The organism is Roseateles sp. NT4 (genome assembly GCF_051857475.1).
Taxonomy (GTDB): Bacteria; Pseudomonadota; Gammaproteobacteria; order Burkholderiales; family Burkholderiaceae_C; genus Pelomonas.
In genome coordinates, this window is the sequence record NZ_JBPZGZ010000001.1 from 1,962,548 (window position 1) to 1,978,143 (window position 15,596).

A 15,596-nucleotide genomic window follows, 5' to 3' on the forward strand; every position below is an offset into this window, starting at 1 on the left:
TGAATCGTCACGGCGCCCGGATCGGATCAGAATGCAACGCCACCACCAAGAGGAGATCCGCATGACGATCCAAGGCATCAAGTCGCTCTACGAACAACGCGGCCCGGTGCCGCAGGACGTCATCGGCGCGGTGCCGTTCGACGTGCCCACGCCCGCAGCGGGCCAGGCCGTCGTGGCCGTGCTGGCCGCGCCCATCAACCCGTCCGACGTGCTGATGCTGACCGGTGGCTACGGCATCCTGCCGCCGCTGCCGGCCGTGGGTGGCAGCGAGGGCGTGGGCCGCATCGTGGCGGTCGGCGAAGGCGTGAGTCATCTGAAGGAGGGACAGACCGTGCTGCTGCCCGCCGGCAGCGGCACCTGGGCCAGCCATCTGATCGCCGACGCCAAGCGCCTCGTGCCGCTGCCGCCGGGCGCCGATGCGCAGCAGCTGTCCATGCTGACCGTCAACCCGGCGACGGCCTCGCTGATGCTGTCGGAGTTCGTCAACCTGCAGCCGGGCGACTGGGTCATCCAGAACGTTGCCAACTCGGGCGTCGGCGGCTATCTGACCCAGCTCGCCAAGCTGCGCGGACTGCGCACCGTCAACATCGTGCGGCGCGAGGGCGCTGCGGCGGTCGTCAAGGCCGATGGCGGCGATGTCGTGCTGGTGGATGGCGATGACCTCGCCAAGCGCGTCAAGGACGCCGTGTCCGGCGCGCCGGTCCGCTTGGGGATAGACGCCGTCGGCGGCAAGGCCACCAACCGGCTGGCCATGTGCGTCGCCGAGGGCGGCACCGTCGTCAACTACGGGCTGATGAGCGGCGAGCCCTGCGTGGTGTCGCCGCAGTCCTTCGTCTTCAACGACCTGACGCTGCGCGGCTTCTGGCTGGCCAAGTGGTTCAAGGTGGCATCGCGCGAAGCCCAGATGGCGCTGTACGGCGAGCTGACCCAGCTCATCGCGACCGGCCAGCTGAAGGCCCGCATCCATGCGACCTACCCGGTCGAGCAGATCAAGGACGCCATCGCCGCGGCCGCGACCGGCGAGCGCGACGGCAAGATCCTCGTCATCCCCCAGCATGGCTGAGACCGCCCTCATCACCGGCGCGTCGTCGGGCATCGGTGAGGCCCTGGCCCGGCGCTTCGCCGGTGCGGGCTTCAACCTCGTCCTCGTCGCCCGCAGCGCGGACAAGCTGAAGGCGCTGGCCGTCGAGCTGGCGCAGGCCTACGGCATCCAGGCCAAGGTCCATCCCGCAGACCTGACCCAGCCCGGCGCGGCCGAGAAGCTGGCCGCCGCGATGAAGCGCAGCAGGCGGCACATCGATGTCCTCGTCAACAACGCCGGCGTGCTGGAGCACGGCGAGTTCACGGCCATGCAAGCCAGCCGCCACCGCGAACTGATCGACCTCAACGTGACGTCGCTGAGCGAGATGCTGGCCCAGTTCCTGCCGCCCATGCAGGCGCGCGGCGCTGGCCGGGTGCTGAATGTCGCGTCCATCGCGGCCTTCCAGCCCATCCCCATGCTGGCCACCTATGCGGCGACCAAGGCCTATGTGCTGTCGCTGACCGAGTCGCTGTCCGAGGAATTGAAAGGCAGCGGCGTCACCATCACGGCCCTGTGCCCGGGCATCACGGCCACGTCCATGCTGGACAAGGCCCAGGCCGGCAGCAGCGAACTGGAAACCCTGCCGGGCTTCGTCATCGGTACGGCCGAGGCGGTGGCGGACGAGGGTTATGAGGCCTGCATGGCCGGCGAGGTCATCCGTGTGCCCGGCAAGCTCAACCTGGCCGCGACGCTGGCCGGGCGCAGCACGCCGCGCTGGCTGGTGCGACGCGTGACCGGTGCCGTGTCGCGGCGCCTCAAGCGCTAACGTTTGGCCGGCGCGGCGCCCAGCCAGCGCGCACGGATGCGCTGCAGCTCGCCACTGGCCTCCAGGCGCTGGATGGCGCGGTTGAAGGCGCGCAGATCGGCCTCGGTCAGCGACTTGCGGCTGAGCTTGTAGGTCACCGGGTCGCGCAGCAGCGTGATGGGCAGCTCGATGAGGGGCACGTCGGCGGCACGCGCGGCAAAGGCGATGGCAACGCTGTCGCCCAGCAGCACATCGCCGCGGCCCAGCTGCATCAGCTGCACACCCTTGGCGTATTCCTCGAACCAGGTCAGCAGGCCGCGCGCCTTGAAGTCGTTGATGATGGGCACGCTGGCCGGGCCGCGGTGGGTGACCAGGCGCAGCCGGGCACGCAGCAGCTCGTCCAGCGAGCGCGCCTCCATGCGTGCATCGTCGGCGCGCATGAAAACGCCCAGCATCTCGTCGCGGTAGGGCCGCGTGTACCAGGCGCCGGGCTCGGGCACCGGCGTTGCGGCGATCAGCAGGTCCAGCTCGCCGGCCAGCAGCAGCGGCAGGCGGCGGTTGCGGGGCACCTCGCGCACATAGCTGACGCGGCAGCCGGCCTCCTTGGCCACCGCGGCCAGCAGCTCAGTCTCCAGGCCCGTGTGGCGGCCGTCGGCCATGAAGGAATAGGGCCGCCAGTCCTCGAAGGGCACGCGCAGCGGCCGCGTGCAGGCGGCCTGGGCCAGCAGCGGCGCGAACAGCATCAGCGCAAGCAGTCGGCTAAACATCCGGGCCTGACCCTGGGCGGCGATCGGCGCAGGATAGTCCTGCGCGGCTAGCGTGGCGACAGCAGCTTCACCTCCAGGCCCGAGGCCTGGCCCTGCCAGCGGTAGAGCCTCTGCGTCGCGGCCTGGAAGTCCTGCGGCCGGGCGCTGCGGATGGGCACAAAGGTCTGCGGGTTGCGGTCGACCAGGGGAAACCAGCTGCTCTGGACCTGCACCATGATGCGGTGGCCGCGGCGGAAGCTGTGGTTGATGTCCTGCAGCTCGACGCGCAGCTCTTCAACCTGGCCCGGCACCATGGCTTGGGGGGTTTCGAAACTGTTGCGGAAGCGGCCGCGCAGCGGGTCGCCGCGCACCAGTTGCTGATAACCCCCGATGGGCGACTCCGGCGGCTCGACATCCTCGCTGCGCGACTTGCGCTTCCTGCCGCCCTCTTCTTCCAGCTCGGGCGGGTAGACGTCGATGAGCTTGACCACCCAGTCGGCATCCGTGCCCGAGGTCGATGCGAACAGCCGAGCGACGATGGGGCCGACGATCGTCACGTCCTCCTCCAGCACCTCGCTGCGGTAGGTCAGCACATCGGGCCGCGTGGCAGCGAAGCGCTGGTCGCTGACCATGTATTCCTGCGGCACGTCCAGCGTCGCGTAGCCGACAAAGGGCACGGGCTTGTTGGGGTCGCTGATCCAGCTGTCGAACTCCGGCTGGCCGACCTGCGGCGGCGTGAAGCTGAGCTTGCCGCCCGCCGCGAAGTAGAGGGTGCGCGGCTGGGCCTGCTGGGGCGGCCAGGCGTCATAGCGGCGCCAGACATTGGTGCCGGTCTCGAAGACGGTGGCCTTGGCAATCGGCGCCTTGGGTGTCACCTCGCGCAGATGCTGCTCGAAGAAGGGGAAGAGCACGTCCTTCTGGAACTGCTCGGCCGTCGGCTGCTGGAACTGCACGCGGCCGAGCTGACGCCCCGGCGCACCCACCCAGCCGCCATGCACCCAGGGGCCGATGACGAGGCGGTTGTCGGTGCTCGGGCTCTGCTTGGCAATGGCGCGGAAGGTGTTGAAGGGGCCGGCCAGGTCCTCGGCATCGAACCAGCCGCCGACCGTCAGCACGGCGGCACGGATGTTCTTCAGATGAGGCGTGATGGCACGCGACTTCCAGAACTCGTCGTAGCGGTCATGCTCCAGCTGGGTGTCGAAATAGGGATTCGGCCCGCCGTCCCTGGCCAGGCGCCGGGCCAGGTTGTCGAGGTTGCCCTGCTGCAGATAGAACTCATAGCCGTCCTGCGTGCCCCAGTCGAACTGCGGCCATTGCTTGGGGGGCAGCACCGGGGTCTGCTGAGGCTTGAAGCCGGTATAGAAGCCGAAGTTGGCGGCCAGCATGAAGGCACCGCCGTGATAGCTGTCGTCGCCCTTGAAAAGATCGGCAACGGGCGCCTGCGGGGACGCGGCCTTGATGGCCGGATGCGAGTCGATGATGGAGGCCGCGCTGTAGAAGCCCGGATAGGAGATGCCCCAGAGGCCGACGCGGCCGTTGTGGCCGGGAAGGCGCTCCAGCAGCCACTGCACGCTGTCGTGGGTGTCCGAGCTCTCGTCGACATCCGCCGCCGTCTTCTTGGCCGGCTTGTGCGGCGTCATCTCGATGAACTCGCCGTCGGACTGGTGGCGGCCGCGCACGTCCTGGCAGACGAAGATATAGCCGGCCTTCAGGAAGTCCTCGCTGGGTGCCAGGCGCTTCACGCCATCGCGGTCCACGCCATAGGGCCCGCAGCCATAGGGGGTGCGCACCATCAGCAAGGGATAGCGCCGGCTCTGGTCCTTGGGGATGTAGACGGCGGTGAAGAGCTTTTTGCCGTCGCGCACCGGCACACGGTACTCGTACTTGGTGTAGTGCTCGCGCGGCTCGTAGGCAGGCGGCTTGTTGTCTTCATCGGCGGCCTGGGCAGCGGAGGCAGCCAGGGTCAGCAGCAGGAGGGTGGCGCGTGACAGGGGCATGAGGCAAACGGCTGGATTGCAGACGGAGGCGAAGTCTGACACCGCGCCGGCCCCCTTCGCGGTTAGGCTGGGCCGTCACCAGGTAAAGAAACGCCGCCATGAAGATGCAAACCCAGGCCTGCCGCGTCGCCCCGGGCCAGAAGGTCAAGCTCAAGCACTGGGCCACGGCCGTGGATCCGCTTTACAGCGACAAGAGCGACTACGAGAAGAAGCTGCAGGCCCAGGTCGAACGCCTCAGCGAGCTGCAGAACCTGCTCTATGCCCACAACCGCTATGCCCTGCTCTTGATCTTTCAGGCCATGGACGCGGCCGGCAAGGATGGCGTCATCAAGCATGTCATGTCGGGCGTGAACCCGCAGGGCTGCCAGGTCTTCAGCTTCAAGCACCCCAGCGCCCAGGAGCTGGAGCACGACTTCCTGTGGCGCACCACGCAATGCCTGCCCGAGCGCGGCCGCATCGGCATCTTCAACCGCTCCTACTACGAGGAGGTGCTGATCGTGCGCGTGCACCCGGAGATCCTGAAGGCCCAGACCCTGCCCAAGGACACGGCCCGCGCACCGGCCATCTGGCCGCAACGCTACGAGTCCATCAACAACCTCGAGCAGCATCTGTACCGCAACGGCACGCGCGTGCTGAAGTTCTTCCTGCACCTCAGCAAGGAGGAGCAGCGCAAACGCTTCCTGGCACGGCTGGAGGACTCGGCCAAGAACTGGAAGTTCACCGCCGACGACATGAGCGAGCGCGAGCTCTGGCCCAAATACCAGCAGGCCTATGCCGAGATGCTGGGCGCCACCAGCAGCGAGGAAGCGCCCTGGCATGTGGTGCCGGCCGACGACAAGCGCAATGCCCGCCTCATCGTGTCGCAGGTCGTCGTTGACGCGCTGGCGGCACTGAAGATGAGCTATCCCGAGCCGACGCTGGACGCGGCGGAACTGGACGCCATCAAGAAAAGGCTCAGCCGAACTTGATGGCGTAGACAGGGGGTAGATGCGCAGAGACGGCCTGCCAGCTGTCGCCGGCATCGCCGCTCGCCCAGACGCCTCCCGTCGTCGAGCCCATCATCAGCTGCTCGCCGTCGCCGTCCACCGCCAGGCCGTGGCGGAAGATCAGGTCGTAGCAGTGCTGCTGAGGCAGGCCCGTGCGCAGCACATCGAAGCTCTTGCCGCCGTCCCGGGTGCGCGTCACGCACAGGGCGCCGTCGACCGGGATGCGCCTCTCGTCCTTGACGGCCGGCACGAACCAGGCGGTGTTGCCATCCTTGGGATGGGCCGCCACCGCAAAGCCGAAGCTGGAAGGCTGGGCTTGCAGTTCCTCCCAGGTTGAGCCGTTGTCGCTGCTGCGGAAGATGCCGCAGTGATGCTGGCACCAGAGCACGTCGGGCTCGTCGCGGCAGCGGGCGATCAGGTGCGGATCCTGGGAGTTCTCGTCGCCGGCCAGCTCGGGCGGCATGAAGTCGGCCCGCATGCCCTTGGCGCGCAGGCCCCAGCTGTCGCCGCCGTCCGTCGTGCGCCAGGCGCCGCCGCAGGAGACACCCACCAGCAACTCGTCGGCGTTGGCCGGATGCGGGCAGATGGAATGCAGGGCCGGATTGGGGTTGCCGCCGCCCATCCATTGCAGGCGGCGCGGGTCCATCCACAGCGACTCGCTGAGCTGCCAGCTCTCGCCGCGGTCGCGGCTGACGAAGAGGCCGCCGGGGATGCTGCCGCACCAGATGGCATCGCTCGATCGCTCCAGAGAAAACACCTGCTCCAGCTTCCAGGCCGGGCCTTCCACGCCCTCGGGCTGGGCCGGGAAGCTCGGCGCCGTCACCTCCCGCCAGGTCTTGCCGGCGTCGTCGCTGGCCTGCAGCTTGGCGCCGAAATGGCCCAGGTTGAGGCCGGCCAGCATGAAGCCGGACTCGTCGGGCGGCAGCAGCATGGTGACCGGGTCGGCCACGAAACTGAGGTTGTCGATCTGCCAGGCACCGCCACGGCGGCGCAGTTCGAAAAGGCCTTTGCGGGTCGCGGCCCAGGCGCGGTCTTGCGTCATCTCAGTCTCCTTTACGAATCGGTAGTGCACTGCCTGCGGGCCGAGCGACGGGCCGCTCCCTAGCCGACCCGCTCTGGCAATGTGCTTGCCGGTCGAACCGGCAAGCATCGCCGTCCCCTCGGGGGACCGGCCCAGGTAATCCTTGGACGAGGGGCCGCATCTCTAACCTCCAGATAGTGCTTGCAGGACATGGATGCGGCTGTCGGCCCTCAAAGGGTCGCTCAGGCCGCGCAGGTCGCGCGCCCGCCGGCCGTCGATGAAGACGACCACGTTGACGCGCAGATGGCCCTGCTCGTCGAGGATGTAGCCCCTGAGCCGCGGCTGCTCGGCAAACGCGGCGTCCAGGGCTTCGCGCAACGTGGCCGCCTCGCACTGGCAGGACGGCGCGTCCACGAAACGGCGCAGCTGGGGGGTGAATTCGACAAGGGCCATGTCAGTGGTGCCCGGCCGCCCGTAACCACTGACGCGCCCCCTCGGGGGGCAGCCAGCGCAGCGGGCGTGGGGGCAGTTTCATCTCTTGATGACGAACGAGATGGGACCGATTCGACGTCGGAGCCCCTACCAAAACCTCCGGAATAACCCGCAACGAGAATGCGGTCGATGAATTCCGGTGTCCTCTTCGCCCTTGGCGCCTATCTGAGCTGGGGGCTGTTCCCGCTCTACTTCCGCCAGATCGCCACCGTGCCCGCGCTGCAGATCGTGGCCCACCGCACGCTGTGGTCGTTGGCCTTCGTGGCCATCGTGCTGCTGGTGACGGGGCACCTGAAATGGCTGCGCGACGTCAGCGCGGCGACCTGGCGGCGCTTTGCCGTGTCGGCGGTGCTGATCGCCACCAACTGGCTGACCTATGTCTGGGCCGTCGGCCATGGCCATGTGCTGGACGCCAGCCTGGGCTATTTCATCAACCCGCTGGTCAACGTCGCGCTGGGATTCGCCGTGCTGCACGAGCGCCCGCGGCCGGTGCAATGGGTGGCCGTGGGTCTGGCGGCCTTCGGCGTCATCTGGCTGACCGTGGCGGCCGGCCGCCTGCCCTGGGTGGCCCTGGTGCTGGCGGTCAGCTTCGGCCTCTATGGCCTGATGCGCAAGACGGCCGCCCTGGGCGCCATCGAGGGGCTGACACTGGAGACCCTCATCCTGGCGCCACTGGCCGCCGGCGGCCTGATCTGGTGGTCCCAGGACGGCAGCATGGCCGGCCAGACGGCGGTGGACTGGGCCTGGCTGATCGGCACCGGCCCGGTCACGGCCGGCAGCTTGCTGCTGTTTGCCGCCGGCGCGCGGCGCATTCCGCTGGCGACATTGGGCCTCGTCCAGTACGTCTCGCCTTCGCTGCAGTTCCTGCTCGGCGTCTTCCTCTTCCACGAAGCGATGGATGCGAGCCGGCTGGTGGCCTTCTGCTTCATCTGGGGTGCGCTGGCCGTCTACAGCGCCGAAGGCCTGTGGCGCACGCGACGCCTACAGCCGGCCTGACGAGGCGCGGGCATCAACACCCGGGGCCGCCGATGCGGCCGCGGGCGGGCGCGACGCCTTGTCGTCGCCCGCATAGAAGCTGCGCGTCTTTTCATGCAGCGGCGTCCGGTCAAGCTGCCACAAGCCCAGGGGGCCATGCACCAGCATGAATGAATGCTCGGAGCCACGCTCGAACTGCGCCCAGTAGCGTTTCAGCTCCGGAAAACGCAGCTCCGGCGGACCCGGTTGCAAGGGCTGCAGCAATGCAGCCCCGACCAGGCGGTAGGCCACGGGCTGGGCCGCCGGGGCCAGCAACTGATCGAGACGCTTGGCGACCGGAACCGATGCGACGGCCATCGCAACAGCCAGCAGGAAGGTCAATCCGGCCGACTCCGCCACCGGAACGCGCCGCCGACGCAGGCCCCAATACACGGGCAGGGCCAGCAGGACGCCGAGCAGCGGCAATATCGCCAACTCGCCAAACAGAGGCACGACCGCAAAGGCCGTCTCGGACAACAGCTCATGATCGTTGGCCATCGCGTCGACCCCGGCGAACACCAGCAGGGCCAGCAGCACGCCCGTGGTGATGGCCGCCGCGCGGTTCTTGTCGATGGCGAAGTCACCGCTGGCCTGGGCGGGCAAGGGATGTCCGGGCAGCAATGACCGGAACAGGTCGGCCGTGGCGTCGCGGGAAGCCCGGGCATTCATGCCCACATCGGCGCTCACCATCAGCTCGCCACCCTGGCCCTTGAGGCGCAGCCAGTGGGAACGGGCCATCAGCGCGCTGCCGCCGGCCCACTCGATCTGCAGGCCCTGCTTGGGCATGCGCTGGTCCAGTCGCTGGCCATCGCGCAGCTCAGACACGATGCGCACGGTGTCGCCGTCGTCGAGCAGCAGGCCGCAGCCCTCGAAAGGCAGCCACTTCAGCCGGCGGGAGAAGGCCTCGGGACGCGACAACTGGACGCGAAACCAGCGGCACGCCGCCCCTGGTACCAGTTCGTCAAGCAGGGCGTCCTGGCTCTCCTTGCCCCGCTTGATCTGGCGGACCATCCAGGCCAGATAGACCACCAACGCGAGCTGGAATGCTAGCGGCCACAACAATCCCCATCCCTTCATCGACTGCTCCCTGAGCGCCACTTCGCGGGCGCTGCGGGGCGCAGTCTAGGTGGCTCTGCATCAGGAACGCATCAGGAAATCAAAGGCACCCAGGGCAGCCTTCGCACCGTCGCCGGCAGCGATGATGATCTGCTTGAAAGGCACGGTCGTCACGTCGCCCGCGGCGAACACGCCGGGAATCGAGGTGGCGCCCTTGGCGTCCACGATGATCTCGCCGTGCTTGCTGAGCTCCAGCGTGCCGCGCAGCCATTCGGTGTTGGGCACCAGGCCGATCTGCACAAAGCAGCCATCCACCTCGACGCGCCTGGCTTCGCCCGACACGCGGTCGGTGTAGTTCAGGCCATCCAGCTTGCCATTGGTGCCGGTGAACTCGGTCGTCTGCGCGTTCACGAGGATGGTCACGTTGGGCAGGCTCTGCAGCTTCCTGACCAGCACCGCGTCGGCGCGCAGCTCGGCGCCGAACTCGATCAGCGTCACATGCTTGACGATGCCGGCCAGGTCGATGGCCGCCTCGACGCCCGAGTTGCCGCCGCCGATGACGGCGACCGGTTTGCCCTTGAACAGCGGGCCGTCGCAGTGCGGGCAATAGGCCACGCCCTTGTTCTTGTACTCGGCTTCGCCGGGCACATTGACGTTGCGCCAGCGCGCTCCGGTGGACAGGATGACGGTCTTGCCTTTGAGCTTGGCGCCATTGGCCAGCTCGACCTCGACAAAACCGCCCGGGGTTGCTGCCGGCGTCAGCTTCTCGGCGCGCTGCAGGTTGTGGATGTCGACCTGGTAGTCCTTGACATGGCCTTCCAGCGCCGCGGCGAACTTGGGGCCGTCGGTGACGGACACGGAGATGTAGTTCTCGATGCCCAGGGTGTCATTGACCTGGCCGCCAAAGCGCTCGGCCGCAACGCCCGTGCGGATGCCCTTGCGGGCCGCGTAGACGGCCGCAGCCGCGCCGGCAGGACCGCCGCCGATGATGAGCATGTCGTAGGGTTCTTCGGCGTCCAGCTTCTTGGCGTCGCGGGCGGCGCTGCCGGTGTCGAGCTTGGCGACGATCTCTTCGAGCGACATGCGGCCCGAGGCGAAGGGCTGACCGTTCAGCCACACCGCCGGCACGGCCATGATCTCGCGCGCTTCCACTTCCGACTGGAACAGGCCGCCGTCGATGACGGTGGTGCGGATGCGCGGGTTGACGATGGACATCAGCGACAGGGCCTGCACGACGTCGGGGCAGTTGTGGCAGGTCAGGCTCATGTAGATCTCGAAGTCGAGATCCAGGTCCAGGGCCTTCACGGCATCGATCTGGGCCTGCTCGACCTTGGGCGGGTGGCCACCGGTCCACAGCAGGGCCAGCACCAGGGATGTGAACTCATGGCCCAGCGGGATGGCGGCGAAACGCAGCGACTGCTCGGTGCCGGTGCGGCGCAGCAGGAAGGACGGCGTGCGGGTGTCGACACCGTCGGCGCGGAACGAGATCTTGTCGTTCATGCCGGCGATCTCTTCCAGCAGCTCGCGCATCTCGTCGCTCGAGGCGGAGTTGTCCAGCGAGGCGACGATCTCGAAGGGGAGCTTGACGTGGTCCAGGTAACCCTGGAGCTGGGTCTTCAGTGCGGCGTCCAACATGGCGGGGTAGTCCTTTCAGTGAGGCGTGGCGACATCGGCCACTGCTGAAAGAGTCCCCGGTGTGGAGGCTCTTTCAGCAGAACCTGTGAGGCTCTGCGAGAGGAAGGAGCCCTCCCGGGCTCCTCAAGCTAGTCATCTGGATCAGTTGGGGTAGGAGCTTGCCGCTGCGCGACAAGGTCCAACCCGCAAGGTCAACAGATTAGATCTTGCCGACCAGGTCCAGCGACGGGGCGATCGTGGCGGCGCCTTCGTTCCACTTGGCCGGGCAGACCTGGCCGGGGTTCTTGGCGGTGTACTGGGCAGCCTTCAGCTTGCGCAGGGTTTCCTTGACGTCACGGGCGATCTCGTTGGAGTGCACTTCGGCCGTCTTGATGACGCCTTCGGGGTTGATGACGAAGGTGCCGCGCAGGGCCAGGCCTTCTTCCGGGATGTGCACGCCGAAGGCGTTGGTCAGCGTGTGGGTCGGGTCGCCAACCAGGGGGAACTTGGCCTTGCCGACGGCCGGCGAGGTTTCGTGCCAGACCTTGTGCGAGAAGTGGGTGTCGGTCGTGACGATGTAGACCTCGGTGCCCAGCTTCTGGAACTCGGCGTAGTTGTCGGCCGCGTCTTCGACTTCAGTCGGGCAGTTGAAGGTGAAGGCCGCCGGCATGAAGATCAGCACGGACCACTTGCCCTTCAGGGACTCGTCAGAGACGGTGATGAACTTGCCGTTGTGGAAGGCTTCGGTCTTGAAGGGCTGGACTTGGGTGTTGATCAGGGACATTGAGAAGGCTCCAGTGGGGGCGGGTTGATGGGATAGGGAGAACTATATCGACAAACGGTTTTCAGTAGAAAACATTTATCAAATCAGTGTCATTGATACAGCCTATGAAGCGCGCCCGCGAGCGGGCGCTCAAGCCTCGTAGCGGCGGTCGTAGAGCTGATTGGGGCTGAGCTTGACGCGCAGGGTCTGCGCCGTCGCCAGGCCCGTGATCGCATGCTCCGGCATCGCCGTGTCGCGCCTGACAGGTGAGCCTAGGGCATCCCCATGACGATTCATCACGGCACTGACGATGGGAGTGTTGCCCGATGTACCGCGGCGCACGGCCACCGCCGTCTCGCCGCTGGCCAGCTTGACCAGGGTACCCGGCGGGAACATGCCGACTTCCTTGACCAGCAGGGCCGCAAAAGGATGGCCGTTGCTGCCCGTGTAGAGGGACTTCGCAGCCTGGGGCGCCGGCAGGCCCGGTCGCCCTCCCCGGCTGGCCAGCTTGGCCAGGAAGATGTCGACCAGCCGCAGCAGTTGGGCCGTCTCGTTGGGCTCGGCCAGGCCCTGGGGATAGCCGCCGCCGCCCGGCTGCTCATGGTGCTGGGCCACGGCGGCCAGCCACTCGCCATCGTCCAGGCCGGCATTGCGCAGCCAGGCCACGGCCTCGTCGGGGTGGCGGTCGATGGCGGCGCGCTGCGGCGGCGCGAGCTTGCCGCCGCGCGATGCCAGCCGCCCCTGCAGGTCGATGATGGACAGATTCATCGTCAGCGCTGCGCCGACCAGGCTCTTCTGCCGCTCGGGCGTCCACGCAAGGCGACGTGACAGCAGCCCCGCGACGGCCGCCGTGTGCAGCAGATGGGCCAGGCCATACACCTCGTGACGACTGTGATCGTGCTGAATCACGACGAACAGCTGCTGATCCGGGAAGCGTTCGGCCCAGCCGATGATCTGGGCGGCGCATTCCTTGACGCGCGGCAGGAAGAGCGGCTCCTGCGGCGCGCGCAGCAGCACCGACAGCCGCGTCTGCAGCGCCTCCCAGCGGGCGAAGAAGTCCTCGCCGCTGGTGCCGTCGTCGTTGCCGCGCTTGGAGGGGTCGCGCAACTCGTCCAGGTCCACGAAGACGCCGCGGTTCAGCAGCGCCTCGCGCATCTGCTCGTTGGGCACGGGCTGGCCCTTGGCCAGCAGCAGCTTGCCTTCGGCATCACGAACCCCAAACGGCAGGGGAGCACCGGCCTTGATATGGCCGCCAACCTGTTGGATCGGAACGAGCTTCATGTCCGGATGATGACCGGACTTTGGGCTAACTGGCTCAGCCGATGGCAGCCGCCAAACTGGCCACGACGTGATCTTGTTGCGCGTCCGTCAGGTCGGCGCTCATCGGCAGGCTCATCACGCGGGCCGCGGCGGCAATGCTGTTGGGGCAGTCGTCGGCTCGGGCGAAGCGCGCATAGGCCGGCTGGTGATGCAAAGGGCGCGGGTAATGCACGGCGGTCGGCACGCCGGCGGCCTTCAGCTTGGCCTGCAAGACATCGCGGTCGTCGACGAAGACGGTGTACTGGGCCCACACGCAGTCGCGGTCGGGGCGCACGGCCAGCAACTGCAGACCGGGAACGGCGGCCTTGAGCTTGCGCTCATAGGCATCGCCCAGCTCGAGGCGGCGGGCGATCTCCCACTCGAAGCGGTCCAGCTTGCCCAACACCACGGCACATTGCAGGGTGTCCATGCGGCCGCCCACGCCGAGCCTCGTGTGCAGATAGCGCTGGCTCTGGCCGTGGGTGCGGATCTCGCGGCAGGCCTGGGCGAGCTGGTCGTCGCTGGTGAAGATGGCGCCGCCGTCGCCGTAGCAACCCAGCGGCTTGCTGGGGAAGAAGCTGGTGCAGCCCAAGGTGGACACGTTGCAGCTCTTGCGGCCCTGATACGAGGCACCGAAGCTCTGGGCCGCGTCCTCGATGACGGCCAGGCCATGCTGGGCGGCAATGGCGTTGATGGCATCCATGTCCGCCACCTGGCCATACAGGCTGACCGGCATGATGGCCTTGGTGCGCGGCGTGATGGCGGCCTCGATGAGGCTCGCATCGATATTGGCCGTGTCGGCCTCGATGTCGACAAAGACCGGCACGCCGCCGGCAAGCACGATCATCTCGGCCGTGGCGGCGAAGGTGAAGGGGCTGGTGATGACCTCGTCGCCGGGCTGCATGTCCAGGGCCATCAGGCAGATCAGCAGGGCCTCGGTACCGCTGGCCACGCTGATGCAGTGCTTGGCGCCGGTGTAGGCGACCAGGGCAGCCTCCATCTCCTTGACCTCGGGGCCGAGGATGTACTGGCCATGGTCCAGCACCTTCTGGATGCGGGCGTTGATGTTGTCGCGCAGAGCCGCGTACTGGCTCTTGAGGTCGATGAAGTCCATCAGATCAATTCGAGTTGGTGGCCGCTGAGGCGGTAGCGGTCGCCGGTGTGGGGGCAGGTGGCTTCGATGGGCTGTTCACTCGCCACGGGCAGGTCGAGCTTCTCGCCGTAGCGGCTCATCCAGCCGATCTGCTTCGCGGGCACGCCCACCATCAGCGCGAAGTCGGGCACGTCACGGTTGATGACGGCGCCCGCGCCGATGAAGGCATGGCGGCCGATGGTGGTGCCGCAAACAACGGTTGAGTTGGCGCCCAGCGTTGCGCCCTGCTTCACCAGCGTGCGGCGGTATTCGTCCTTGCGAGCCACGGCCGAGCGCGGGTTGTAGACATTGGTGAACACCATGCTGGGGCCGCAGAAGACATCGTCCTCCAGCGTCACCGCGTCGTAGACCGACACGTTGTTCTGGATCTTGACGTTGTTGCCGATGGCCACGTCGTTGCCGACATAGACGTTCTGGCCGAAGGAGCAGCGCGCGCCGATGCGCGCGCCGGCGCTGATGTGCACAAAATGCCAGACGCGGCAGTCGGCGCCCAGCTGGGCGCCTTCGTCGACGATGGCGCTGGGATGGATGGTCGTCGGCATCTCAATAGGACAAAGGCAGGTTGATGCGCTTGCCGTCGCGGGCGCTCATATACATCGCGATCAGCAGCTCCAGCGACTTCAGGCCCTCGCGGCCATCAGTCTCGGCATGGGCCTCGCCGCGCAGCGTGTTGATGACGTTGTCGTAGTACAGCGGATGGCCGAAGCCATAGACCGAGGTGGTCTGGTAGCTGGCATCGGCGATCTGGCCGTCCATCTCGTGCGGCGCGTCGAACTGCCAGTGCTGGATCTCGTTGACGGCCACGCCGCCGATGCGCACCGAGCCCTTCTCGCCCAGCAGCGTGATCGAGCCCTCGAGGTTCTTCGGGTAGGTCAGCATGCTGACATTGACCGTGCCCAGGGCGCCGTTGCGCCACTTCAGCGCCGCCACGCCGGTGTCTTCCACCTCGATGTTGCGCGCCAGAGTGCCGGTATAGGCCATGACGCTCTCCACCGGGCCGACGATCCAGTCCAGCAGGTCGATGTAATGGCTGGCCTGGTTCATGAAGGCGCCGCCGTCGAACTCCCAGGTGCCGCGCCATTCGGCGCTGTCGTAATAGGCCTGGGGGCGCGTCCAGAACACATTGACGGCGACGTTGTAGAGGCGGGCGAAGCGGCCCTCGGCGACGGCGCGCTTGAGCAGCTGCAGCGTGGAGTTGCGGCGGTTCTGCTTGACGACGAAGAGGCGCACGCCGGCGTCGTCGCAGGCCTTGACCATGTCCAGGCCGTCCTGCCAGCGCGTGGCCATGGGTTTCTCGGTCATCACATGCAGGCCGGCACGGGCGGCCTCCATGGTCTGGCGCGGATGCAGGCCGCTGGGCGTCGTCAGCACGACGCAGTCGATGCCGAGATCGGCCGCCAGCAGCTCGGACAAGCCGGCGAAGGGCCGCGCACCGGACTTCTGCGCCGCAGCCGCCAGGGCCACGGCGTCGCTGTCGCAGACGGCCACCAGCTCGGCCCGGTCCGCATGGCGGGCGATGGCCTCGATGTGGTTCTGGGCGATGCGGCCGCAGCCGATCAGCGCGAAGCGGACCTTGCGACCCTGGACGGGCGGGCGGGAGGTGGGCATGGGCAATCTGGAGAACTCAAT

At 67.5% G+C, this 15,596-nt stretch carries 15 protein-coding genes; 4 read left to right on the top strand and 11 right to left on the bottom strand.

Annotated features, from left to right (window positions below; genetic code table 11):
- Positions 1-61 precede the first annotated feature (61 nt).
- Positions 62-1,063: a zinc-dependent alcohol dehydrogenase family protein gene (locus ACS5PN_RS09245; RefSeq protein WP_439463624.1), complete on the top strand. Its 1,002-nt coding sequence runs from the start codon at positions 62-64 to the stop codon at positions 1,061-1,063.
- The gene (locus ACS5PN_RS09250; RefSeq protein WP_439463625.1) at positions 1,056-1,847 is read left to right on the top strand and encodes an SDR family NAD(P)-dependent oxidoreductase; all 792 of its coding nucleotides are present in this window, start codon (positions 1,056-1,058) and stop codon (positions 1,845-1,847) included. The genes ACS5PN_RS09245 and ACS5PN_RS09250 overlap by 8 nt, the downstream gene beginning before the upstream one ends.
- Here ACS5PN_RS09250 and ACS5PN_RS09255 read toward each other — a convergent pair.
- Both ACS5PN_RS09255 and ACS5PN_RS09260 read right to left on the bottom strand, forming a co-directional pair.
- Positions 1,844-2,593, bottom strand: coding sequence for a substrate-binding periplasmic protein (locus tag ACS5PN_RS09255; protein ID WP_439463626.1), 750 nt, complete (start codon positions 2,591-2,593; stop codon positions 1,844-1,846). The two genes, ACS5PN_RS09250 and ACS5PN_RS09255, sit on opposite strands and share 4 nt — an antisense overlap.
- A gap of 47 nt (positions 2,594-2,640) precedes the next feature.
- Entirely contained in the window at positions 2,641-4,569 is a 1,929-nt protein-coding gene (locus tag ACS5PN_RS09260; protein ID WP_439463627.1) for a CocE/NonD family hydrolase, read from the bottom strand.
- Positions 4,570-4,667: 98 nt separating this feature from the next.
- Here ACS5PN_RS09260 and ACS5PN_RS09265 point away from each other — a divergent pair, with 98 nt between their 5' ends.
- The gene (locus ACS5PN_RS09265) at positions 4,668-5,537 is read left to right on the top strand and encodes an ADP-polyphosphate phosphotransferase (RefSeq protein WP_439463628.1); all 870 of its coding nucleotides are present in this window, start codon (positions 4,668-4,670) and stop codon (positions 5,535-5,537) included.
- Here ACS5PN_RS09265 and ACS5PN_RS09270 read toward each other — a convergent pair.
- Both ACS5PN_RS09270 and ACS5PN_RS09275 read right to left on the bottom strand, forming a co-directional pair.
- Positions 5,524-6,597: a WD40/YVTN/BNR-like repeat-containing protein gene (locus ACS5PN_RS09270; protein WP_439463629.1), complete on the bottom strand. Its 1,074-nt coding sequence runs from the start codon at positions 6,595-6,597 to the stop codon at positions 5,524-5,526. The genes ACS5PN_RS09265 and ACS5PN_RS09270 overlap by 14 nt on opposite strands.
- A 162-nt stretch (positions 6,598-6,759) precedes the next feature.
- A complete protein-coding gene (locus tag ACS5PN_RS09275) occupies positions 6,760-7,029 on the bottom strand; it encodes a MoaD/ThiS family protein (protein WP_439463630.1) in 270 nt (89 codons plus the stop codon).
- Positions 7,030-7,197: 168 nt separating this feature from the next.
- Here ACS5PN_RS09275 and rarD point away from each other — a divergent pair, with 168 nt between their 5' ends.
- Positions 7,198-8,064 (top strand): EamA family transporter RarD, encoded by an 867-nt coding sequence (rarD, locus tag ACS5PN_RS09280; RefSeq protein WP_439463631.1) that lies wholly within the window; start codon positions 7,198-7,200, stop codon positions 8,062-8,064.
- Here the strand turns inward: rarD and ACS5PN_RS09285 are convergent.
- From ACS5PN_RS09285 to ACS5PN_RS09315, 7 genes are all read right to left on the bottom strand, one after another.
- The gene (locus tag ACS5PN_RS09285) at positions 8,050-9,159 is read right to left on the bottom strand and encodes a hypothetical protein (RefSeq protein WP_439463632.1); all 1,110 of its coding nucleotides are present in this window, start codon (positions 9,157-9,159) and stop codon (positions 8,050-8,052) included. The genes rarD and ACS5PN_RS09285 overlap by 15 nt on opposite strands.
- Positions 9,160-9,219: 60 nt before the next feature.
- Positions 9,220-10,773, bottom strand: coding sequence for an alkyl hydroperoxide reductase subunit F (ahpF, locus tag ACS5PN_RS09290; protein ID WP_439463633.1), 1,554 nt, complete (start codon positions 10,771-10,773; stop codon positions 9,220-9,222).
- 199 nt (positions 10,774-10,972) lie between these two features.
- Positions 10,973-11,536: an alkyl hydroperoxide reductase subunit C gene (gene ahpC / locus ACS5PN_RS09295; protein ID WP_439463634.1), complete on the bottom strand. Its 564-nt coding sequence runs from the start codon at positions 11,534-11,536 to the stop codon at positions 10,973-10,975.
- 129 nt (positions 11,537-11,665) lie between these two features.
- Positions 11,666-12,796: an HD-GYP domain-containing protein gene (locus ACS5PN_RS09300; RefSeq protein WP_439463635.1), complete on the bottom strand. Its 1,131-nt coding sequence runs from the start codon at positions 12,794-12,796 to the stop codon at positions 11,666-11,668.
- A 34-nt stretch (positions 12,797-12,830) separates the two neighbouring features.
- A complete protein-coding gene (locus ACS5PN_RS09305) occupies positions 12,831-13,928 on the bottom strand; it encodes a DegT/DnrJ/EryC1/StrS family aminotransferase (RefSeq protein WP_439463636.1) in 1,098 nt (365 codons plus the stop codon).
- Positions 13,928-14,509, bottom strand: a complete 582-nt coding sequence (locus ACS5PN_RS09310; protein WP_439463637.1) for an acyltransferase — start codon at positions 14,507-14,509, stop codon at positions 13,928-13,930. The genes ACS5PN_RS09305 and ACS5PN_RS09310 overlap by 1 nt, the downstream gene beginning before the upstream one ends.
- A 1-nt stretch (position 14,510) precedes the next feature.
- A complete protein-coding gene (locus ACS5PN_RS09315; protein ID WP_439463638.1) occupies positions 14,511-15,575 on the bottom strand; it encodes a Gfo/Idh/MocA family protein in 1,065 nt (354 codons plus the stop codon).
- Positions 15,576-15,596 lie beyond the last annotated feature (21 nt).

What these genes read in the sequence shown, in the direction of transcription:
- ACS5PN_RS09245 (WP_439463624.1), top strand. Translation starts at nt 62, where the DNA reads ATGACGATCCAAGGCATCAAGTCGCTCTACGAACAACGCGGCCCGGTG.
- ACS5PN_RS09250 (WP_439463625.1), top strand. Translation starts at nt 1,056, where the DNA reads ATGGCTGAGACCGCCCTCATCACCGGCGCGTCGTCGGGCATCGGTGAG.
- ACS5PN_RS09255 (WP_439463626.1), bottom strand. Translation starts at nt 2,593, where the DNA reads ATGTTTAGCCGACTGCTTGCGCTGATGCTGTTCGCGCCGCTGCTGGCC.
- ACS5PN_RS09260 (WP_439463627.1), bottom strand. Translation starts at nt 4,569, where the DNA reads ATGCCCCTGTCACGCGCCACCCTCCTGCTGCTGACCCTGGCTGCCTCC.
- ACS5PN_RS09265 (WP_439463628.1), top strand. Translation starts at nt 4,668, where the DNA reads ATGAAGATGCAAACCCAGGCCTGCCGCGTCGCCCCGGGCCAGAAGGTC.
- ACS5PN_RS09270 (WP_439463629.1), bottom strand. Translation starts at nt 6,597, where the DNA reads ATGACGCAAGACCGCGCCTGGGCCGCGACCCGCAAAGGCCTTTTCGAA.
- ACS5PN_RS09275 (WP_439463630.1), bottom strand. Translation starts at nt 7,029, where the DNA reads ATGGCCCTTGTCGAATTCACCCCCCAGCTGCGCCGTTTCGTGGACGCG.
- rarD (WP_439463631.1), top strand. Translation starts at nt 7,198, where the DNA reads ATGAATTCCGGTGTCCTCTTCGCCCTTGGCGCCTATCTGAGCTGGGGG.
- ACS5PN_RS09285 (WP_439463632.1), bottom strand. Translation starts at nt 9,159, where the DNA reads ATGAAGGGATGGGGATTGTTGTGGCCGCTAGCATTCCAGCTCGCGTTG.
- ahpF (WP_439463633.1), bottom strand. Translation starts at nt 10,773, where the DNA reads ATGTTGGACGCCGCACTGAAGACCCAGCTCCAGGGTTACCTGGACCAC.
- ahpC (WP_439463634.1), bottom strand. Translation starts at nt 11,536, where the DNA reads ATGTCCCTGATCAACACCCAAGTCCAGCCCTTCAAGACCGAAGCCTTC.
- ACS5PN_RS09300 (WP_439463635.1), bottom strand. Translation starts at nt 12,796, where the DNA reads ATGAAGCTCGTTCCGATCCAACAGGTTGGCGGCCATATCAAGGCCGGT.
- ACS5PN_RS09305 (WP_439463636.1), bottom strand. Translation starts at nt 13,928, where the DNA reads ATGGACTTCATCGACCTCAAGAGCCAGTACGCGGCTCTGCGCGACAAC.
- ACS5PN_RS09310 (WP_439463637.1), bottom strand. Translation starts at nt 14,509, where the DNA reads ATGCCGACGACCATCCATCCCAGCGCCATCGTCGACGAAGGCGCCCAG.
- ACS5PN_RS09315 (WP_439463638.1), bottom strand. Translation starts at nt 15,575, where the DNA reads ATGCCCACCTCCCGCCCGCCCGTCCAGGGTCGCAAGGTCCGCTTCGCG.